The following is an 18,398-nucleotide window of genomic DNA, read 5'->3' on the forward strand; positions in this document are numbered from 1 at the left end:
ACGTGCGAGGCGGACTGGACGACGCGCTCGACAAGCTTGCCCGTCGCGACGAGCTCCGGCGGCGGGCCGCGGCCGGAGAGAGTCCGGGCACCCCACCCGCGGTGACCGAGCTGGTCGAGGCCATCGCCGGGGTGGTGGCCCGGCACCCGAACCTTGGCGTCACCGTCGGGGTCGAGGGGGCCGGCGATCCGGTGCTGCTGCACTTCGCGTTCGCCGACGGCACCGTCCAGGTGCGGGCCGACCGCCCGGTGGCCGACCGCCCGGCCGCCGAGGGGCACAAGCACGCCGACTTCGAGATCAATCTGGACGATCCGGAGCCGCCGCCGCGGGGCAGCCACGACGACCAGGACCGGTTCGGCCCGACGGACTACGACTACGCCGCCGAGCCGCCCACCGCGGAGCGGCCGTTCGTGAGTCCGCAGCCGCCGGCGCCACCCGCGGCGGCGTACTCCCCGCCCCCGGCGCCACCCCCGGCGGCGTACTCCCCGCCCCCGGTGCCGCCGCACCGGCCCGGATATCCCGCGCCGCACGCCGAGCCGACCGGGTTCCGCGAGCCGATGCCGAAGCCGGTCCCGTTCCAGGCCGGGCCTCCGGAGGAGACCGAGCTGGCGGCCCGCCGGCTGGCGGCGATGCTGCGCGACAATCCCAGCCTGCTGGACGACGCCGGGGCGTGACCCGGCCAACGAGAACGGCGGTCGCTTCGGCGGCCGCCTTTTTCGTACGCCCGGTGCGCGCCGCGCCGGGACCCGGGCACCCGGATCACCAGTCTCCGTAGTCGCATCATTCCCTCTCGTATAACTACTCTCCGCGACGTGACAGCCACCCTGGGGAGGCATCCGCTCGCACCGCAAAAGGCGAAGTCATGCCCGGTTTCGGCCTGGAGGCACCGTGTGAGATGTCTGGCATAGGCCATTCGGGCGGTCTGCGACTCCGTTGGAACCATCGATCTTGAGTGACGCTCAGTAGCTCCGTAATGTCCTATTACGTCCGCGACCGCGGCCCATCGTGCTCCCGGACTTCTACGAACAGTGACATGGACGGGGGCTGCGATGTCGGCATCGGACGGTTGGCTGATCCCGGTCGCGGGCTACGCGGTCCTGCTCGCCCGGCCCCTCTCCACCGTCGTCCCGGTCCGGTTCGCCGTCCGCTACGTCGGCGCCCACCGCGCCACGGTCGTGAACCGGGCCCTGGCCGGCGGGGACGGCAGAGCGGAGCGCTTCCGGATCATCATGCCGGCGCTGAGCGAGGAGGCGGTGGCCGTCAACACGGTGCTGACGATCCTGCTCTCGCTGACCGGCACCCTCGGCCTGGTGTCCGGCCATCCGCTGCCGGTCCTGCGCACCTGGTCGGCGCTGCGCGCGAGCCTCGGCATCCGGCTGATCGTCACCACGTTCCCCGGCCGGGTGTGGGTGCTGGCGCACCGGGCCGGGCGCCTCGCCGAGGAGCCGCTCCTGCTGCGGACCGCCTGACCCCACCTCCCACCCCGAAGCAGCGCAGGAAGGCTCCCCTTGTCCCTTCGCGAAGTCCACCTGATCGGCGGCACCCGCCCGGAGGCCGTGAAGCTCGCCCCGGTCGTCCTCGCCTTCCGCGAAGCCGGCCTGCTCGCGCCGGTCATGCTGGCCGGCGGTCAGCACCCGGCGATGGTCACCCAGGCGCTGGCCGCGTTCGGCCTGGCGCCGGACATCACCCTCACCGTCGAGCGCGCCACCGGCACCCGTGCCGAGCCGCTCACCGCGATGATCCAGCAGCTCGACGAGCTCTGGTCGGTACGCACCCCGGCCGCCGTGATCGTCCAGGGCGACACCACCACCAGCCTGGCCGGCGCGCTGGCCGCGTTCTGGCGCCGGATCCCGGTGGTGCACCTGGAGGCCGGCCTGCGCTCCGGCGACCTGGCCTCGCCGTTCCCGGAGGAGGACAACCGCCGCCTGGTCGCGCAGGTCACCGCCCTGCACCTGGCGCCCACCCCGCTGGCCGCGATGAACCTGCTCGACGAGCGGATCCCGGCGAGCGACGTGCTGGTCACCGGCAACACCGTGGTGGACGCGGCGCTCGCGGTCGCCGCCCGCAAGCTGCCGTACCAGAACCCGGTCGTCGCCGCCGCGCGCGCCGCCGGCGCCAACCGCCTGCTCCTGCTCACCGCACACCGCCGGGAGTCCTGGGGCGAGCCGCTGGACCGGATCCTCGGCGCGGTCCGCGAGCTGATCGCCCGGTACCCGGACATCGACGTGGTGCTGCCCAGCCATCCCCACCCGGCGGTCCGGGCGCGGGTGGACGCCGTGCTGGCCGGGGTGGAACGGGTCACGGTCACCGACCCGCTGCCGTACCCGGACCTGACCCGGCTGCTCTCCGAGGCCTACCTGGTGCTGACCGACTCGGGCGGCATCCAGCAGGCGGCGCCCTCGTTCGGTGTCCCGGCCCTGGTGCTGCGGGACGTCACCGAGCGGGCCGAGTCGCTGCACGCCGGCCGCGCCACGCTGGTCGGCTCCGACCCCGCGGCGCTTCTCGCCGAGGCGTCCGCGCTGCTGGACAGCCCGGCCCGGCGGGACGCGATGACGGCCGGCGGCAACCCGTACGGCGACGGCCGGGCCGCCGCGCGCACCGCCCAGGCCACCGCGGCCCTGCTCGGCCTCGCACCATCCCCGGAAGCCATGCCCGTCCCCTCCGCCGCCCGGATCGGAACCCAGGCCTGATGCGCACCTCGAAGCTCACCCGGCGTGCCCCGCTCGCCGGTGGCGGCGCGGCCGCCGCCGGCCTCGGCACCGTGCAGGCCGACGCCACCACCACGACCGCGGTCCGGACCGGCAGGGGCGGTCCCGGCGCCGGCTCGGCGCTGAACGGCTGACCCGCTCGCACACCGGTCGCCGCCCGGCTCGGGCGGCGGCCGCCGTCATGGCACTACGGAGGAGACAAGTGGACGTGGTGGACTTCTGGGTCCGGTCCTGGACCTCGGACGACCCGGCCGCCGCCAGGCGGCTGCTCACCCCGGACGTGGAGACCGAGTGGAACCTGGACGCCCCGGTCGACGACGAGGAGCTGCTGCAGGTGCTGCACCGGATCGCCGCGTTCGCCGACGGCGTCCGGGTGGCGGCCCGTACCGACGCGGTGGACGGCGCCGCGCTGGTCTACGACCTGGCGGCGCCGTTCGGCCCGGCCCGGCTGGTCGAGTTCCTGGCGATCCAGGACAACCTGATCACCGAGGTACGCCACGTCTACGACGTGACCGCGATCGACCGCTTCTTCCCGGGGCTCTACGCCGGCTGAGCCGGCAGCGCCCGGTCCAGCAGCGCGAACAGCGCCGCCCAGTGCCGGCGCTCGCCCTCCGGGTGGTACATCGCCGTGTCCGACATGGTGAAGCCGTGCGGTGCGCCCTCGTACAGCTCCGACGTGTACCTCACCCCGGCCTCCGCCAGCGCCGTCTCCAGCGCCTTGACGTGCTCCGGCGTCATCGAGCCGTCGTTGTCCGCGTGTCCGAAATAGACCTCACCGGTGATCGAGCCGACCGCGCGGTGCGGGCTGTCCGGTTCCTCGGTGACCACCCGGCCGGCGTGGAAGCTGCCCAGCGCCGCGATCCGGTCCGGCAGCGCGGACATCGCGATCAGCGCGTTCCGGCCGCCCATGCAGTACCCGACGATCCCGGCCGGCCCGGCCGCGACACCGTCCTGCGCGGCGAGGAAGTCCAGGTAGGCGGTGGTGTCCGCGACCAGCCGCGCGGACGTGAGCGTCTGCATCATCGGCACCAGCCGCCCGAACACCGCACCCCGCCTGTCCGCGTCGGTCAGCTCGGCGGGCTCGACCAGCGGGCTGCGCTGATCGCGGTAGAACAGATTGGGCAGCAGGACCGCGTACCCGCGCTCGGCGATCCGGTCGGCCATCTCACGCAGCCGCGGGCGGACGCCGAAGGCGTCCATGAACAGCAAAACTCCCGGGTACGGCCCGGGGCCGTCCGGTGTGACGAAGTACGCGTCGGCCGGGCCGTCCGCGGCCGGGACATCGATCGACGTCCGCTGCATCAGCGCATCCCCTCAACGATCGGTCATGATCGGGGCGACCGTAGCATCGCGCGGCGGCATTCCCACCGGAACGTCGTATTCTGTGGCGCATGGCCACCCGGCTGCGTGCGGATGCCCGCCGAAACCGAGCGGCCCTGCTCTCCGCCGCTCGCGAGGTCTTCGCGGAGCAGGGCCTGGACGCCTCGCTGGACGAGATCGCCCGGCGGGCCGGGGTCGGCAACGCCACGCTGTACCGCCGCTTCCCCAGCCGCCGGCACCTGATCGCCGAGGTCTTCGCCGGCCACATGACCGTCGCGATCCGCCTTGCCGACCAGGCGTGCGAGCACCCCGACCCGTGGGCCGGATTCCTCGGCTACCTGAGCCGGGTGTGCGAGCTGCAGGCCACCGACCGGGGCCTGGCCGAGCTGCTGGTCACCACGGCGTTCGACGACGACGAGCGGCTGGCCGCGCTGCGCGCCGCCGCCCAGCAACGCGCGGTGGACGTGCTGACCCGGGCGCAGCGGGCCGGCCGGCTGCGCCCCGACTTCACCCGCAACGACCTGTGGCTGGTGATGATGGCGAACGCCGGGGTCAACCGGCACGCCACCGAGCCGCACGCCTGGCGCCGGCAGCTGGCCCTGCTCATCGGTGGCCTGGCGACCCGGTGACCGGCCCGCAGCGGCCGGCCCGGCCCGTCGGGTGAAACCGCAGGCGTGAATCTTGAGGCTGGCCTCGGCGCGGTGCCCGGGGGAGCCGGACCGTGCGTCGATTCCAGGCCCCGTGACCGACCCGGCACGGAGCGGCTTTTAAGGATGTTTAAGGCTGGCCCCGGAGATCGTTAAGGCGGTCCCGCACCACAATCGGCTCCGTCGCAATCCCCCGTGATCGGAGTCCTCCCATGCAACGCAGCCGTCTGCGGCTCGCCATCTACTCCTCGGCCGCGGTGCTCGCGGTCGGCGGCGGGATCGGCGCGGCGGTCGCTGCCACCACCGGCAGCACGGGCAGCCTGACCGCCAGCTTCACCAAGGACAGCGACTGGGGCAGCGGCTACCAGGCGCACTACACGATCAAAAACGGCACCGGCGCCGCGGTCCAGGGCTGGCAGCTGGTCTTCGACCTGCCGCCGACCGCCAAGCTGGGCACCGCATGGGACGCCACGGTGACCACCAGCGGCTCCACGGGGACGGCGCGGAACGCGGCCTGGAACGGCACCATCGCGGCCGGCGGCACCGTCGACTTCGGCTTCGTGGTCAACGGCAAGGGCGACCCGACGAGCTGCACGATCAACGGCGCGTCCTGCACCGCCGGCGGCGCCGCGACCACGGCGCCGACGGCCACCCGGACCGCGACCACGGCGCCCACCGCCACCCGGACCGCGACCGCGCCGACCGCCACCGCGACCGCGGCGCCCACCGCGACCAGCGCGCCCGGCGCCGGCTCGGGCAGCGGAGTGCTGGTCGCCCCGTACGTCGACATGGGCATGCTGTCCAATGGCGGCACGCTGTCCGCGCTGGCCGCCGGCGGCGACGTCAAGTCGTTCAGCCTGGCCTTCGTCACCGGCGCGGGTTGCAAGGCCAGCTGGTTCGGCGCCTTCGACCCGCGGCAGAAGCAGTTCGCCGACCAGATCAACGCGGTCCGCGCGGCCGGCGGCGACGTCAAGGTCTCCTTCGGCGGCGCGACCGGCGTCGAGCTGGCCCAGGCGTGCACCTCGACCGCCGCGCTGCAGGCCGAGTACCAGGCCGTGATCGACGCGTACCAGCTCAAGTACATCGACCTGGACATCGAGGGCGCGGCCGCGGCGGACACCGCCTCGATCAACCGCCGCTCGACCGCGCTCGCCGCGCTGCAGAAGGCGAACCCGGGCCTGAAGATCTCGCTGACCCTGCCGGTGCTGCCGGAGGGCCTGACCGCGGAGGGCCTGAACGTGGTCAAGTCCGCCCGGAACGCCGGCGTCGACCTGGACCTGGTCAACATCATGGCGATGGACTACGGCCGCGCCGGGCAGGACTACGGCGATCTGGCGATCCAGGCGGTCACGTCCACCAAGGACCAGATCCGGTCGCTCTACGGCAACAGCGACGCGGCGGCGTTCCGGATGGTCGGCGTCACCCCGATGATCGGCAAGAACGACGACAACGGCACCTTCACCCAGAGCGACGCCAAGGACCTGGTCGCGTTCGCCACCGCCAACCACGTCGGCTTCGTCTCCTTCTGGGAGATGCAGCGGGACAAGAACGCCTGCAACGGCGCCCTGTTCCAGTGCACCAACGTCAGCCAGACCGCCTTCGAGTTCTCCAAGATCTTCGCGGGCTTCAAGGGGTAGCCGAGTACCGCACGACAGGCGTGATCCCCGGGCCGCCGCCCGGGGATCACGCCTTTTCGGTACGCGTTCGCGCCCGGCTGCCGGCTGGCGCGCCGGGTGGATCAGGCGAAGCCGCGGCCGGCCTCGGCGAGGGAGTCGCGGGCCAGGTCCCAGAAGCTGATCTCGGGTCGGCGCTCCAACCAGACGTTCAGCGAGACGCGCAGCACGGCCAGGAACGTCGCGGCGATCAGCTGTCCGCGTACGCCGAAGGGGTCGCCCGGACCCACCCGGGCCGCGACCGCCGCGGAGATCTCGCGCTCCAGCGCGGCGAAGGTCTGCACCTGCGCGGCGGCCAGGGACGGGTGCCGGCGCACCATCCGGCTGCGCGCGATCCACTCCGGGTCGAGGTCGCCGAGCCGGCGGTAGAAGCTCTCGGCGGCCCCGCTCAGCGCGGCCCACGGCGGCTCGCTCGCCGGCCGTTCCCTGACCATCCCGGCCAGCAGCCGCATCCGCTGCAGGTCACCGTAGAAGAGCGCCTCCTCCTTGTTGGCGAAGTAGTTCGAGAACGTACGCCGGGAGACGCCCGCCTCGTCCGCGATCGCCTCGACCGTGATCCGGTCCGGCCCGTGCTCGAACGCCAGGCGGAGCGACGCCTCGTGCAGGGCCTGCCGCGTGGCCGCCTTCTTCCGCTCACGCAGGCCGGGCTCGGGCTCGGAGGTGGTCGCGCTCATGCGCCGAGCGTACCGGCGACGTACATCACTTCCCAACGAGAAAGTTTGCACACTGGGAAAGCGCTGTCGATAGTTGTGTGCAGCAAGCACTACCGAAGGAGCCGCCATGACCCCCTCCGGTGGCACCGACCGGCACCGGCTACTCGCGACCATGCACGAGGTCATCAAAGCGGTCCGCCTGCTCAAGCAGGACCGGCCGCCGACCTGCACGGGCGTCCCGGTGGGCACCGTCGGCGTCCTCTCCGAGATCCGCGCCCGGGAAACCACCGGGTGCCACGCCAAGGAGCTGGCCGCCGGCAACGCGCTCGATCCCTCCACGATAAGCCGGGCCGTCGCCGCCCTGGTCCGCGCCGGACTGGTGGTCCGCAGCGCCGACCCCGCCGACGGCCGCGCCAGCACGCTGCACCTGACCGACCAGGGCCGCAACGTCCTCGACGCCGCGCAGGCGCACTACCAGGCCCGGTTCGCCGCCGCGCTGCACGACTGGAGCCCGGAGGAGATCAACGCTTTCACCGCCTCGCTGCAGCGCTTCGCCCGAGACCTCATCGACCAGCACACCCACGCACCCGAACTGGAGGCAGCGCGATGAGCGCCCCAGAACCCGAGACGATGACCCACCGCGAGATCCTGGAGGCCCTCTCCGGCCTGCTGCTCGTGCTCTTCGTCGCGCTGTCCAGCTCCACCATCGTCTCCACCGCCCTCCCGACGATCATCGGTGATCTGAACGGCTCGCAGACCCAGTACACCTGGGTGGTCACCGCGACCCTGCTGACCGCCACCGCCTCCACCCCGATCTGGGGCAAGCTCGCCGACCTGTACAGCAAGAAGCTGCTGGTACAGGTCTCGATCGTGGTCTTCGTGCTGGGCTCGATCCTGGCCGGCGTCACGCAGAACACCGAGCAGCTGATCGCCGCCCGGGCCTTCCAGGGCCTCGGCATGGGTGGCGTGCAGGCGCTGGTGCAGGTGGCCATCGCGGCGATGATCCCGCCCCGGGAGCGCGGCCGGTACAACGGCTACCTCGGTGGCGTGATGGGCCTGGCCACCGTCGCCGGCCCGCTGCTCGGCGGCCTGATCGTGGACACCGACTGGCTCGGCTGGCGCTGGTGCTTCTTCATCGGCGCCCCGATCGCGGTCGTCGCGCTGATCGTGCTGCAGAAGACCCTGCACCTGCCGGTGGCACGCCGGGACAACGTGAAGATCGACTACCTGGGTGCCACCCTGATCGCGGCGGGCGTCAGCGTCATCCTGGTCTGGGTCTCCTTCGTGGACGACTCGTTCGCCTGGCTCTCCTGGCAGACCCTCGTCATGGTCGGCGGCGGCGTGGTCCTGCTCGCGCTGGCCGTCTGGGTCGAGGCCCGGGTCGCCGAGCCGGTGGTCCCGCTGCCGATCCTGCGCCAGCGCACCACCGCCCTGTCGATCCTGGGCAGCCTCGCGGTCGGCATGGCGATGTTCGGCGGCTCGGTCTTCCTCGGCCAGTACTTCCAGATCGGCCGGGGCTACAGCCCGACCGAGGCCGGTCTGCTCACCATCCCGATGATGTTCGGCCTGATGCTCTCCTCCACCATCGCCGGCCGGTTGATCACCAAGAGCGGCAACATCAAGCCGTACGTGGTGGCCGGCACGATCATCCTGGTCGCCGGGTTCGGCGGGCTCTCGGTCCTCGACCACGACACCCCGTTGTGGTACGTCGGCGCCGCGATGTTCCTGGTCGGCGTCGGGGTCGGCATGTCGATGCAGAACCTGGTGCTGGCCGTGCAGAACACCGTCGCGCTCAAGGACATCGGCGCGGCCAGCTCGACCATCGCGTTCTTCCGCTCGCTCGGCGGCACGATCGGCGTCTCGGTGCTCGGCGCGGTCCTGGCCCGCCGGGTGGCCGACTCGATGACCGACCAGCTCGCCGCGATCGGCGTGCACTCGTCCGGCACCGGCTCCGGGGCCAGCGCGCTCAACCTGGGCAGCCTGCCGCCGGCGATCCAGCACATCGTGCGGGTGGCCTACGGCGACGCGACCGGGCACATCTTCCTGATCTCGATGGCCATCGCGGTGGTCGGCGTGATCGCCGCGGTGGCGATGAAGCCGGCGAAGCTGCGCAGCACGGTCGACCTCGGCGCCGCCCAGCCGGAGAAGCCGGAGCTGGCGGGCGCCGCCAAGTAACCCCGCCGACCCCTACGGCGCCCGGGCTCGTCGAGCCCGGGCGCCGTCTCGTTCGCCACCGCATCGGCCGCGACGCGACGCGACCGAGATCACGCGGCCGAACCGGAAACGGACAGTTGACGCAGAGCTAACCTCGACTGACGGAGTGCTGATCAACGGCCCGGGTTTTCCTCAGCCGACGCGCCCCGCGACCGATCTGTGCGCCGACCACGGAGAGGAGCACCGGGTTGAACGAGCGTGTGCCGGACGCCGAGACGCTGTCCGCCGCCCTTCTCGCCATCGAGGACCGGCGGTCCTGGGATGCCCGCGCCGAGCTGGCCCGGGCGATCGAGCTGGAGCGCGCCGCCCACGCCCTCGGTGACGACCTGCTCGCGGCCCGGGCCCGCCTCTGCCAGATCAACATGCGGATGCGATGCGGCGACGTGGCGCAGGCCGCGGAGGAGATCTGGCACGTGCACCAGTGGGCGGTCGAGCACGACGCCCGCCCGCTGCTGGCCCGTACCCACCTGGTCTGGTCCGCGATCCACCTGCACCTCGGCGACGCCGAGCAGGGCCTGGAGCACGCGGTCCTCGCGGTCGAGCTGCTCGACGACGACGCCACCGAGCACATGCACGTCTGGCACCGCACCAAGCTGGCCGACGCGCTCTACTTCGCCGACGACATGGACGCCGCCCGGGTGCGCTACGCCCAGGCCGAGGAGCTGGCCCTGCGCCTGGGCTCGCCGGCGCTGCTCTGCCTGCTGAACAACTACGCGTACGTCGAGTCCTGCAGCGGCGACCTGGAGCGCGCCCAGGAGGTGGCCGACCGCCTGCAGCGGCTCGCCGCCGAGTGGGACATCCCGATCGAGCCGGCGTTCCTCGACACCATCGGGTCGATCCAGGTGGCCAACGGCAACCACCTGGCCGCCGAGCGGACCATGCGGCTGTGCCTGGAGCGGCACGCCGAGGGCCGGTGGGACGACGCCAACGACATGGCGCAGTACCTGGTCACCCTGGCCCAGGCGCAGCGCGGCCTGGGCGAGTACGACCTGGCCCAGGCGAGCCTGGACGAGGCCCGGCAGCAGTGCGTCTCACGCGATCTCGGCGAGGCGCTGGTCCGGATGCACCAGGAGCAGGCCGAGCTGCACGCCGCCCGGGGTGACTTCGCCGCCGCGTTCGCCGCGCACAAGACCTTCTTCGAGGCCTACCACCAGCAGCAGTCGCTGGGGCGGGAGGCGCGCGCCCGCACCCGGCAGGCGATGTTCGAGACCGCCGAGGCCCGGCAGGACGCCGAGCGTTTCCGCGAGCAGGCCCGCCGCGACCCGCTCACCGGCCTGCACAACCGCAGGTACGTCGACGAGCGCCTGCCCGACCTGATCCGGACCGACCCGTCGCTGACCGTGGCCCTGGTCGATCTGGACCACTTCAAGCAGATCAACGATCAGCTGTCGCACGACGTCGGCGACAAGGTCCTGGTCCGGGTGGCCCAGGTGCTGGCCCGGGAGGTGGCCGAGGCCTGCCCGGACGGTTTCGTGGCCCGGATGGGCGGCGAGGAGTTCCTGGTGGTGCTGCCGGGCACCGTCGTGCCGCGGGCGACCGCCCAGCTCGACGGCATCCGGCGGGCCGTCCGCAACCAGCACTGGGCGCCGGTGACCCGGAACCTCCCGGTGACGGTCAGCATCGGCGTCGCCGGCCTGGCCGACGCGCCGGGCGCCGCCCAGGCCCCCCTACTGTCCACAGCGGACGGTCATCTGTACGCTGCCAAGCGCGGCGGACGCGACCGCGTGGTGTCCGCCGCCGATCTCCGGGGGTACGCCGGTCACGCCCCGGCCGCCTGACGCCGCCGTCTTCCGGCGCGTTCCCGCGGATCGCGGGGCTGAACTCGGCGGATCGATGGCGCTAGGCTGGACGGACTGTCGATGATCGACAGTGGGGTCCGGCACAAGGAGGCGGTCGTGCAACAGGGCAGTGGCAACTCCGCGGCCAACGAGGTCGCACCGCCCGGGGTCAACATCAACGTCCCGCACTCCGCCCGCATCTACGACTACTGGCTCGGCGGCAAGGACAACTTCGCCGTCGACCGCGCGGTCGGCGACGCGATGATGCAGGCCATCCCCGGCATGCGGTACATGGCCGGCGAGAACCGCAAGTTCGTCCACCGCGCCGCCCGCGACCTGGTGGTGGAAGAGGGCATCCGCCAGTTCCTGGACATCGGGACCGGCATCCCGACCCGGCCCAACCTGCACGAGATCGCCCAGGGGATCGCGCCGGAGACCCGGGTGGTCTACGTCGACAACGACCCGATCGTGCTGGTCCACGCCCGCGCCCTGATGCTCAGCTCCCCGCAGGGCCGCAGCGAGTACATCAGCGCCGATCTGCGCGACCCCCGCTCGATCCTCGAGGACCCGGCCCTGCGTGACACCCTCGACCTGACCGAGCCGGTCGGCCTCACCCTGATCGCCATCCTGATGCTGCTCGCCGACGAGGACGACCCGTGGGGCAAGGTGGAGGCGCTGCGGGACGCGATGCCGTCCGGCAGCTGCCTCGCCATCACGCACCCGACCGCCGACTTCAACCCGGACGAGGTGAACACCGCGGTCGCCGCGGCCACCGGCGCGGGGATGACCCTGGTGGCGCGGTCCCGGGAGGCGGTCGCCCGGTTCTTCGGCGACTGGGAGCTGCTGGAGCCCGGTCTGGTCCCGGTCTCGGCCTGGCGGCCGGACTCGCATGTGGAGAACCAGCAGGCCGCCTACTACTGGTCCGGAGTCGCCCGGAAGCCCTGACCCGGCTCCCCGGCGCGCCACACGCGGCCGCTGATCTGACGCCCGCGGCCGGCCCGAGTCGTGCACTCAGGCCTCTTCCACGCACAGCGCCTGAGGTGCACCCCGATCGGCCCCGTCCACTGCCCGGACGGGGCCGGTTGTGTCCACACCACCGCCGGACCGCATCCCGGGCGCTGTCGTGACAGCGGCGTTCGTGGTGCTTTGCCGGCCCCGCCTCCCGCCCCGGCGGGGCCGGCAAGTCTCACCCCTCTCGCGGCCTCGCGCACAACCCCTCGTGAGCACCCGCCGCGATGACCGCGCCGCCGGCCGGCATCGACCGGCGGCGCGACTCACCACTCACCCACAACCGCTCGGAGCAACCCCACTCCGACCGTCGAACACAGCCGATCACCCCACCAGCACCGGGGTGGGACCGGGCGGGTGGCCCAGCACGGGGAACCGGGCCACCCACCCGGCGTCAGACGGGTGTGTCTCGCAACACCCGAAGCCTCGGCCGTTTGCAGGCGGGCGGCACCGGCACCCGCCCCGCACGGATCAGGACCTCACGGACCACGCCCTCACGGCCGTCCGGGTCGACCACGATGCCGCGCACACCCAGCCACGTCTCGCCCTCGTGCGGGATCGGCTTGTCCCAGTCGACCCGGACCACGCGCAGCCGGATCGTCCCGATCCCATAGCAGTAGTCGGACTCGGCGAACTCGTGCACCGGCCAGCGCGGCCGGCTCGGCCGCAGCCGGTCGTCGCGGACCCGCGGCGCCGAGGCCATCCACCGCGACCGGGCGTGCGACTGCCCCACGGACCGGTGCCCGTGACAGCGGACGAGCTCACTCGCGCGCGTCGGACTCACCCTCCTCGGTCGGCGGCTCGGCGGTGTTCGCCCCGCTGGGCCGACTCAGTGCGTAACGAACGCTGCCGAACCGGTGACTGACCGCGCTGGCCCGGGTGGACGCGGCGACCACGTCGTCGGTGATCGGCAGGTCCCGGTAGACCGGCGGCGGATTGCCCCGGCGCGGATCCTCGGCCGCGCCGGGGTCGCCCGGATCGGGATGTTCCGGGCCGATGTTGGGTATCGACATACTCGTCACCTCTCGCTCGGACGCCCCCGCCAGGGAGCCTCGCGTCGAGGCCGCAGACGTCGCTCCGCGACCGGCCCGTCACCTAAAGATGTCACCCTGAGTGACCCTCTTTGGGTGTCTCACGTGCGTTATCATGCTCAGAATCCCGTGACTACGCAAGGCCGGATGCACGTGCATTTGCATCACCGCGCGATTCAGGCACGCGGATGACACCCCCGGATCGAACCGCGATCCGGGCAAACCAAGGGAGCTTGGAATGACCTACGTGGTCAACGGCATGCCGGCCGGTCAGCTGCAGGGCGTGACGTGGCAGAAGAGCCGTCGCAGCAACCCGAGCGGCAACTGTGTGGAGTGCGCCGTCCTGCCCGGCGGCGACGTCGCCGTGCGCAACTCCCGCGACCCGGAAGGCGCCGCGCTGATCTACACCCGGGCGGAGATCGAGGCGTTCCTGCTCGGGGTCCGGGACGGAGACTTCGACAACCTGGTCGCCTGAACCGTCGGGCGCTCCGCGGAGGCGTACAGAAAAACGGTCCGGCCGGATCGCCACGACCGGCCGGGCCAGGACTCGGCGCGCCCACGGCGGGCTCCGCAGCGCCCGCTGCCGAGCGTCCCGGCCTCGAGGTTCAAGCAGCCGGACCTGGAGGCCGCGAGGCGGGGCACCCCGCCCTCAGAGCGGGCGGCCGACCTCGTTGAGGAGCTTGCCGAGGATCTCCGGCGTGTGGTTCGGCGGCTCCGCGTCGATGCAGACCCGCTCCATCGCCATCGCGTACTGATCCACGTCCTCGCGCTTGTCGAGGTAGATCGCGCTGGTCAGCTGCTCGACGTAGACCACGTCGGGAAGCTCCGGCTCGGGGAAGCGCAGGATCGCGAACGGGCCGCCGGCCGCCGCGTGCCCGCCCGCGGTGAACGGAATGATCTGCAGCCGCACGCTCGGCAGTTTCGACACCTCGATGAGCGCCTCGATCTGTGCGCGCATCACCTCGACGCCACCGATCGGCCGGCGCAGCACCGCCTCGTCGATGACCGCCCACAGCTGCGGGCCACCCGGACGGGTGAGAATCTGCTGCCGCTGGCGGCGCACCTCGACGCGACGGTTGATCTCCTCGGCGGAGGCGCCGGCGTGTCCGAGCATGATCACGGCACGCGCGTACTCCGGGGTCTGGAGCAGGCCGGGAACGAACTGGATCTCATACGTCCGGATGAGGCTGGCGGCCGCCTCGAGCCCGAGATAGGCCTGGAACCAGGACGGCAGGACGTCGTTGAGCTGCTGCCACCAGCCGGGGCTGTTGGCCTGCCGGGCGAGCCCGATCAGCGCCTCGCGCTCCTCGGGGTCGACCACGCCGTACAGGGTCAACAGGTCCGCGACATCGCGTTCCTTGAAGCTGACCCGGCCCAGCTCCATCCGGCTGATCTTGGAGCCCGAGGCGCGGATCTCGTAACCGGCCGCCTCCCGGGTGATGCCCCTGGACTCCCGCAGCTTCCGGAGCTGGGAGCCGAGCAGAATGCGCAGCACGGTCGGGCCGCCGCCCGGTGCCTCCTCCTGCGAACCCGCGCTCACCTGACTCCTTGTCGCCGCATCGTGACTACCGGAAGGCAGTCGCATGCATCCTAAAGCGGAGATCGTCTACCGCGAAACCACGTCGAGCGTAGCCCCGAGGTCCGGATGCTCGCCCAGATGCACGTGCAGACGGCCTTGCGAACGCACTTGATGACGAGCATGATAGCTGACAGACACGTACCGACTGCTGACGCAGCGTTGATCTGACCAGCACTGCTGATCCAGTCAGCACTGCTGATCTAGCCAGCACTGCTGATCCAGTCAGCACCGCCGACCTGGCCAGCACTGCTGATCTAGCCGGCAGTCCGGAAACTCGGGCTGCTCGGCGGATGTAGCCGGTCGGCGCTGCCTGTTGGTCCCCTGACGCCGCCTCGAGAGCTTGGAGGCACCGCGATGCCGAGTTGGATGACATCCACACCGACAGTCACCCCGCCACAGCGCGACCCGGCGGATGTGGCACCGGCCGAGAGCTACCGCCCGGCCGACCCGGTGTGGGTCTATCGGGACGGCTGGCGGGCCGGCGTGATCGAGGCCGCCTCGCCCCGCGCGGTCACGGTGACCTACCGCCCGGGCAGTCATCACCGCGGCACCGGCGTCGACACCTTCACCGCGCCCTACGTGACGTCCCGCGACGCCGACGACCCCACGCTCGACAACCGCGGGCTCCGTCTCGTCCGGCGACGGCCAGCCGCATGACCGGCGCCGTCACCGTCTCCGCGATCGTGGGCCTGCTGAGCCTCTTCTCCGGCGTCGCCCTGGGGTGGTACCTACGACGCACCAACGACTGGTGTCCCACCTGCGGCGAGCAGCTCACCTGCGGCGACTGCAAGATGAGCGTGCACTGGCCCGAGCAGGCCGCCGCCGGTCACCACTGACGTCAAACCCTTCCCTGGTACGACCCGGCCCGCCCCGTCCGCAGGCTCCCGCCACGCCCCGTGGCAGTCCCGCGCGACGTCGCCACCACCGCGGGCCGCGACGCGCGCCCCGACCCGACCGGCGCCTGTACCGATACCCGAGGCTGCGCCTCTTGCTCCGGCCCCGACCGGTACCCGAGGACGCGCCTTCTGCCCCGGCCCCGACCTGTGCCCGAGACCGCGCCCCGCCCCGGCCCGGCCCGTGATCGAACCGGCACCCGAGGACGCGCCTTCTGCCCCGGGCCCTGACCGGTGCCCGAAACCGATCCCGGCGGGCGGGCGCCCGGCGCGGCGGCCGGACCGCCGAGCCGCCCGAGGTGCCGGTGTCGGGAACGGCCGGAACCGCAGCAGCAGGCGCCCGCGGCAGACCGAAGATCACCTGGCGGGTGGCCCTCGGCACAGGTGTTGCCATGGCCGTGACGTGTAGCTTTGCATTCATGACCGTGGTGGAGGAGGGCTCGTCGGCGGATGCCGCCGCGCGTCACCTCTCGTGCCGGCGCAAGGATGCCGCGCTCGCCCGGGCCTTCGAGTTCCTCGGCCGCCGCTGGAACGCGGCGGTGCTCGGCTCGTTGGAGAAGGGCCCGAGCGGCTTCCGCGAGCTGTCCCGCGTGATCGACGGGATCAGCGACTCGGTGCTGTCCAACCGCCTGTCCTGCCTGGTCGGCGCCGGGCTGATCGCCCGCGACGTGGATGCCGGGCCGCCGGTTTCGGTGTCGTATTCGTTGACCGCCGCCGGCCGCGCGTTGATGCCGGCTCTGGGGCAGATCGCCCAGTGGGCCGAGGAGCACCTCCCGCGGTAACCGGCCTGGCGCGTGACGCTCTTCACCCGTCGCGGAGGTGGCTTTCTGATCGGCAGCAACTAGCTTTTTAGAAGTGGATACTCTTTCTGAGGCCGGCCTGACGGGCCTCTCCGAAACCGGCCGCAGCCTTCTCTTCACCGAGGCGCGCACGGCGTCCTTCTTCGCGCCGACCCCGGTCACCGACGAGGAGCTCAGCGAAATCTGGGAGCTGGCCAAGTGGCCGCCGACCCAGGCGAACACGCAGCCGCTGCGAGTGCTCTTCGTGCGTACCGCCGAGGGCAAGGAACGCCTGATCAAGCATCTCGCCGAGGGCAACCGGGCCAAGTCGCAGAGCGCGCCGGTCGTCGCGGTCCTCGCCCTGGACACCCGCTTCCACGAGCACGTCCCGCAGGTCTTCCCGCACAACCCGGGGCTCCAGGACCACTTCGAGGGCAACCCGCAGAAGCGCATCCAGGACGGCACGTTCAGCGCCGCGCTGCAGGCCGGTTACTTCATCATCGCGGCCCGCGCGGTCGGCCTCTACGCCGGGCCGATGACCGGATTCGACAAGGCCGGTGTGGACGCCGAGTTCTTCCCGGACGGCCGCTTCACGTCGCTCGCGGTGGTCAACCTGGGTCATCCGGCCGAGAACGCGTACCGGGACCGGCTGCCGCGCCTCGACCCGGCCACCACGGTGCAGTGGGCCTGAGCTCACGACGTACCCGAATCGGGTGGTGACACGGACGGCCCGGCGGCGAACCGCCGGGCCGTCCGCACACCGTGCCGCCTTCGGCGGTACCACGGGCGGCCCGCGTGGCGGGGTGCCGACAATCGCGGTCGGCGGGACCCGCGAGAGGGTAGTTTCGAGCCGTCCACCCCTCGTGACGGAGGTGACCGGCGTGCTCGAGCCGCGGGAAGAGCGGGAATTCGACGGCATGGTGGCCCGGCTGCGGGACACCGACCCACGCTTCGCGCGCCGGCTCGACCGGATGCGGTCGCGCCAACGCCGCCGGTGGGCGGCGTCGGCGGCTCTGCTGTGGACGGTAGCGCTGATCTGCCTGATCTACGGCGGCTGGACCGGCGCCCTGGAGGCCGCTCTCGCCGTCGCCTACGCGTCGTGGCTGATGCACAAGCGCAAGCGGGCGGCCGACCAGCCCGCGTGGCCGTCGCCCACCGACCGCCGTCCCACCGCCGAAGCCTGAGCGATCAGCTCCAGCGGTCACCGGTGAGACGTTCGTAGACCTCGACGTACCGGTTCCGGGTGGCCTCGACCACGCGCTCCGGCAGTTCCGGCCCGGGCTCGGTCCGGTCCCAGTCGGTCTCCCGGGTCGCCCAGTCCCGCAGCACCTGCTTGTCGAGGTACCGCTGCACGTCGCCGGGCCGCCACTCCTCGGCCGCCCAGAACCGTGACGAGTCCGGGGTGAGCAGCTCGTCGCCGAGCTTCAGCTCACCGCCGGCCTTACCCAGCTCGATCTTGGTGTCCGCGATCAGGATGCCCTTGGTCGCGGCGATCTCCGACCCGCGCCGGTAGATCTCCAGCGTGATCCGCTTCAGCTCCTCGGCCTCGTCCCGGCCCTGCTGCGCCACCACCTCGTCGAAGGTCATCGGCGCGTCGTGGCCCGCGCCGACGGCCTCCTTGGTGCTCGGCGTGAAGATCGGCTCCGGCAGCCGGGAACCCTCCACCAGCCCGGGCGGCAGCGGCACCCCGCAGATCGCCCCGTCCCGCTGATAGTCCTTGAGCCCGGACCCGGCGAGATAACCGCGCGCGATGCACTCCACCATCACCATCTCCAGGCGCTCACACCGGATCGCCCGCCCCTGCCACTCCTGCGGCACGTCCGTGGAGGAGATGACATGGTTCGGCACGACGTCGCTGAGCTGGTCGAACCACCAGAGCGAGAGCTGGGTCAGAATCTTGCCCTTGTCCGGGATCGGCGTCGGCAGGATGACGTCGTAGATCGAGATCCGGTCCGAGGCGACCAGGATCAGATCCTTGCCGTCCGCATAGACGTCCCGAACCTTGCCGGAGTGCAGCAGCTCCACGTGTTCCCCTCAGGTGTGGCGGGTTGGCGTGCGGTTTCACGCTATCTAACCGTTCGGTGACCGTCGGACCGCGCCCGGAATTCCGCCAGG

General features: G+C 72.1%; 23 protein-coding genes. 17 read left to right on the forward strand and 6 right to left on the reverse strand.

Annotated elements, in window-relative coordinates; all coding sequences use genetic code 11:
- Positions 1-2 precede the first annotated feature (2 nt).
- The 5 genes from ACTEI_RS35455 (at position 3) to ACTEI_RS35470 (ending at position 3,261) form a co-directional block, all read left to right on the forward strand.
- A complete protein-coding gene (locus ACTEI_RS35455) occupies positions 3-674 on the forward strand; it encodes a hypothetical protein (protein WP_122981623.1) in 672 nt (223 codons plus the stop codon).
- A gap of 375 nt (positions 675-1,049) precedes the next feature.
- On the forward strand, positions 1,050-1,469 hold the full coding sequence (locus ACTEI_RS35460) for a hypothetical protein (protein WP_122981624.1): 420 nt from the start codon (positions 1,050-1,052) through the stop codon (positions 1,467-1,469).
- A 39-nt stretch (positions 1,470-1,508) separates the two neighbouring features.
- On the forward strand, positions 1,509-2,690 hold the full coding sequence (gene wecB, locus ACTEI_RS35465; protein ID WP_122981625.1) for a non-hydrolyzing UDP-N-acetylglucosamine 2-epimerase: 1,182 nt from the start codon (positions 1,509-1,511) through the stop codon (positions 2,688-2,690).
- Positions 2,690-2,842: a hypothetical protein gene (locus tag ACTEI_RS37610; RefSeq protein WP_164466240.1), complete on the forward strand. Its 153-nt coding sequence runs from the start codon at positions 2,690-2,692 to the stop codon at positions 2,840-2,842. The genes wecB and ACTEI_RS37610 overlap by 1 nt, the downstream gene beginning before the upstream one ends.
- 68 nt (positions 2,843-2,910) lie before the next feature.
- Positions 2,911-3,261: a hypothetical protein gene (locus tag ACTEI_RS35470; protein ID WP_122981626.1), complete on the forward strand. Its 351-nt coding sequence runs from the start codon at positions 2,911-2,913 to the stop codon at positions 3,259-3,261.
- On the opposite strand, the gene ACTEI_RS35475 is transcribed toward ACTEI_RS35470, so the two are convergent.
- The gene (locus tag ACTEI_RS35475) at positions 3,249-4,010 is read right to left on the reverse strand and encodes a dienelactone hydrolase family protein (RefSeq protein WP_122981627.1); all 762 of its coding nucleotides are present in this window, start codon (positions 4,008-4,010) and stop codon (positions 3,249-3,251) included. The genes ACTEI_RS35470 and ACTEI_RS35475 overlap by 13 nt on opposite strands.
- Before the next feature lie 89 nt (positions 4,011-4,099).
- On the opposite strand from ACTEI_RS35475, the gene ACTEI_RS35480 reads away from it, so the two are divergent.
- Together ACTEI_RS35480 and ACTEI_RS35485 are read left to right on the forward strand one after the other, a co-directional pair.
- Complete coding sequence (locus ACTEI_RS35480) at positions 4,100-4,657, forward strand: TetR/AcrR family transcriptional regulator (protein ID WP_122981628.1); 558 nt, start codon at positions 4,100-4,102, stop codon at positions 4,655-4,657.
- A 230-nt stretch (positions 4,658-4,887) separates the two neighbouring features.
- Positions 4,888-6,312: a cellulose binding domain-containing protein gene (locus tag ACTEI_RS35485; protein ID WP_122981629.1), complete on the forward strand. Its 1,425-nt coding sequence runs from the start codon at positions 4,888-4,890 to the stop codon at positions 6,310-6,312.
- Positions 6,313-6,413: 101 nt separating this feature from the next.
- On the opposite strand, the gene ACTEI_RS35490 is transcribed toward ACTEI_RS35485, so the two are convergent.
- Positions 6,414-7,022: a TetR/AcrR family transcriptional regulator gene (locus ACTEI_RS35490; protein WP_122981630.1), complete on the reverse strand. Its 609-nt coding sequence runs from the start codon at positions 7,020-7,022 to the stop codon at positions 6,414-6,416.
- A gap of 106 nt (positions 7,023-7,128) precedes the next feature.
- Between ACTEI_RS35490 and ACTEI_RS35495 the strand changes: the two genes are divergently transcribed.
- The 4 genes from ACTEI_RS35495 (at position 7,129) to ACTEI_RS35510 (ending at position 11,938) form a co-directional block, all read left to right on the forward strand.
- Entirely contained in the window at positions 7,129-7,611 is a 483-nt protein-coding gene (locus ACTEI_RS35495; protein WP_239082190.1) for a MarR family winged helix-turn-helix transcriptional regulator, read from the forward strand.
- On the forward strand, positions 7,608-9,176 hold the full coding sequence (locus tag ACTEI_RS35500) for an MDR family MFS transporter (protein ID WP_122981631.1): 1,569 nt from the start codon (positions 7,608-7,610) through the stop codon (positions 9,174-9,176). The genes ACTEI_RS35495 and ACTEI_RS35500 overlap by 4 nt, the downstream gene beginning before the upstream one ends.
- Positions 9,177-9,403: 227 nt before the next feature.
- A complete protein-coding gene (locus tag ACTEI_RS35505) occupies positions 9,404-10,993 on the forward strand; it encodes a GGDEF domain-containing protein (RefSeq protein ID WP_122981632.1) in 1,590 nt (529 codons plus the stop codon).
- An 81-nt stretch (positions 10,994-11,074) separates the two neighbouring features.
- Positions 11,075-11,938, forward strand: a complete 864-nt coding sequence (locus ACTEI_RS35510) for an SAM-dependent methyltransferase (RefSeq protein WP_122981633.1) — start codon at positions 11,075-11,077, stop codon at positions 11,936-11,938.
- A 457-nt stretch (positions 11,939-12,395) separates the two neighbouring features.
- On the opposite strand, the gene ACTEI_RS35515 is transcribed toward ACTEI_RS35510, so the two are convergent.
- Both ACTEI_RS35515 and ACTEI_RS35520 read right to left on the reverse strand, forming a co-directional pair.
- Entirely contained in the window at positions 12,396-12,704 is a 309-nt protein-coding gene (locus ACTEI_RS35515) for a hypothetical protein (protein ID WP_122981634.1), read from the reverse strand.
- 58 nt (positions 12,705-12,762) lie between these two features.
- Positions 12,763-13,014 (reverse strand): hypothetical protein, encoded by a 252-nt coding sequence (locus ACTEI_RS35520; protein WP_122981635.1) that lies wholly within the window; start codon positions 13,012-13,014, stop codon positions 12,763-12,765.
- A gap of 256 nt (positions 13,015-13,270) precedes the next feature.
- Between ACTEI_RS35520 and ACTEI_RS35525 the strand changes: the two genes are divergently transcribed.
- A complete protein-coding gene (locus tag ACTEI_RS35525; protein WP_122981636.1) occupies positions 13,271-13,507 on the forward strand; it encodes a DUF397 domain-containing protein in 237 nt (78 codons plus the stop codon).
- Positions 13,508-13,681: 174 nt separating this feature from the next.
- On the opposite strand, the gene ACTEI_RS35530 is transcribed toward ACTEI_RS35525, so the two are convergent.
- Positions 13,682-14,572, reverse strand: coding sequence for a helix-turn-helix domain-containing protein (locus tag ACTEI_RS35530; protein WP_122981637.1), 891 nt, complete (start codon positions 14,570-14,572; stop codon positions 13,682-13,684).
- Between the two features lie 405 nt (positions 14,573-14,977).
- Between ACTEI_RS35530 and ACTEI_RS35535 the strand changes: the two genes are divergently transcribed.
- From ACTEI_RS35535 to ACTEI_RS35555, 5 genes are all read left to right on the forward strand, one after another.
- Positions 14,978-15,268, forward strand: a complete 291-nt coding sequence (locus ACTEI_RS35535) for a hypothetical protein (RefSeq protein WP_239082191.1) — start codon at positions 14,978-14,980, stop codon at positions 15,266-15,268.
- Positions 15,265-15,447 carry a hypothetical protein gene (locus tag ACTEI_RS35540; protein WP_122981639.1) on the forward strand — a complete coding sequence of 61 codons (183 nt, stop codon included), beginning with the start codon at positions 15,265-15,267 and terminating at the stop codon, positions 15,445-15,447. Before ACTEI_RS35535 ends, ACTEI_RS35540 begins: the two co-directional genes overlap by 4 nt.
- Positions 15,448-15,923: 476 nt before the next feature.
- Positions 15,924-16,286: a winged helix-turn-helix transcriptional regulator gene (locus ACTEI_RS35545; RefSeq protein ID WP_122981640.1), complete on the forward strand. Its 363-nt coding sequence runs from the start codon at positions 15,924-15,926 to the stop codon at positions 16,284-16,286.
- Positions 16,287-16,359: 73 nt separating this feature from the next.
- Complete coding sequence (locus tag ACTEI_RS35550; protein ID WP_122981641.1) at positions 16,360-16,974, forward strand: malonic semialdehyde reductase; 615 nt, start codon at positions 16,360-16,362, stop codon at positions 16,972-16,974.
- Positions 16,975-17,164: 190 nt separating this feature from the next.
- The gene (locus ACTEI_RS35555; RefSeq protein ID WP_145830772.1) at positions 17,165-17,467 is read left to right on the forward strand and encodes a DUF3040 domain-containing protein; all 303 of its coding nucleotides are present in this window, start codon (positions 17,165-17,167) and stop codon (positions 17,465-17,467) included.
- 4 nt (positions 17,468-17,471) lie between these two features.
- Here ACTEI_RS35555 and ACTEI_RS35560 read toward each other — a convergent pair whose 3' ends face one another.
- Entirely contained in the window at positions 17,472-18,308 is an 837-nt protein-coding gene (locus tag ACTEI_RS35560; protein WP_122981643.1) for a phosphoribosylaminoimidazolesuccinocarboxamide synthase, read from the reverse strand.
- Positions 18,309-18,398: the final 90 nt, after the last annotated feature.

It is taken from the genome of Actinoplanes teichomyceticus ATCC 31121, from assembly GCF_003711105.1.
Lineage (GTDB): Bacteria > Actinomycetota > Actinomycetes > Mycobacteriales > Micromonosporaceae > Actinoplanes > Actinoplanes teichomyceticus.

Bases quoted from the DNA above. Each gene is read 5' to 3' on its own strand.
- ACTEI_RS35475 (WP_122981627.1), bottom strand. From the start codon at position 4,010: ATGCAGCGGACGTCGATCGATGTCCCGGCCGCGGACGGCCCGGCCGAC.
- ACTEI_RS35540 (WP_122981639.1), top strand. From the start codon at position 15,265: ATGACCGGCGCCGTCACCGTCTCCGCGATCGTGGGCCTGCTGAGCCTC.
- ACTEI_RS35520 (WP_122981635.1), bottom strand. From the start codon at position 13,014: ATGTCGATACCCAACATCGGCCCGGAACATCCCGATCCGGGCGACCCC.
- ACTEI_RS35510 (WP_122981633.1), top strand. From the start codon at position 11,075: ATGATCGACAGTGGGGTCCGGCACAAGGAGGCGGTCGTGCAACAGGGC.
- ACTEI_RS37610 (WP_164466240.1), top strand. From the start codon at position 2,690: ATGCGCACCTCGAAGCTCACCCGGCGTGCCCCGCTCGCCGGTGGCGGC.
- ACTEI_RS35545 (WP_122981640.1), top strand. From the start codon at position 15,924: ATGACCGTGGTGGAGGAGGGCTCGTCGGCGGATGCCGCCGCGCGTCAC.
- ACTEI_RS35500 (WP_122981631.1), top strand. From the start codon at position 7,608: ATGAGCGCCCCAGAACCCGAGACGATGACCCACCGCGAGATCCTGGAG.
- ACTEI_RS35525 (WP_122981636.1), top strand. From the start codon at position 13,271: ATGACCTACGTGGTCAACGGCATGCCGGCCGGTCAGCTGCAGGGCGTG.
- ACTEI_RS35490 (WP_122981630.1), bottom strand. From the start codon at position 7,022: ATGAGCGCGACCACCTCCGAGCCCGAGCCCGGCCTGCGTGAGCGGAAG.
- ACTEI_RS35480 (WP_122981628.1), top strand. From the start codon at position 4,100: ATGGCCACCCGGCTGCGTGCGGATGCCCGCCGAAACCGAGCGGCCCTG.
- ACTEI_RS35535 (WP_239082191.1), top strand. From the start codon at position 14,978: ATGACATCCACACCGACAGTCACCCCGCCACAGCGCGACCCGGCGGAT.
- ACTEI_RS35485 (WP_122981629.1), top strand. From the start codon at position 4,888: ATGCAACGCAGCCGTCTGCGGCTCGCCATCTACTCCTCGGCCGCGGTG.
- ACTEI_RS35460 (WP_122981624.1), top strand. From the start codon at position 1,050: ATGTCGGCATCGGACGGTTGGCTGATCCCGGTCGCGGGCTACGCGGTC.
- ACTEI_RS35495 (WP_239082190.1), top strand. From the start codon at position 7,129: ATGACCCCCTCCGGTGGCACCGACCGGCACCGGCTACTCGCGACCATG.
- ACTEI_RS35515 (WP_122981634.1), bottom strand. From the start codon at position 12,704: ATGGCCTCGGCGCCGCGGGTCCGCGACGACCGGCTGCGGCCGAGCCGG.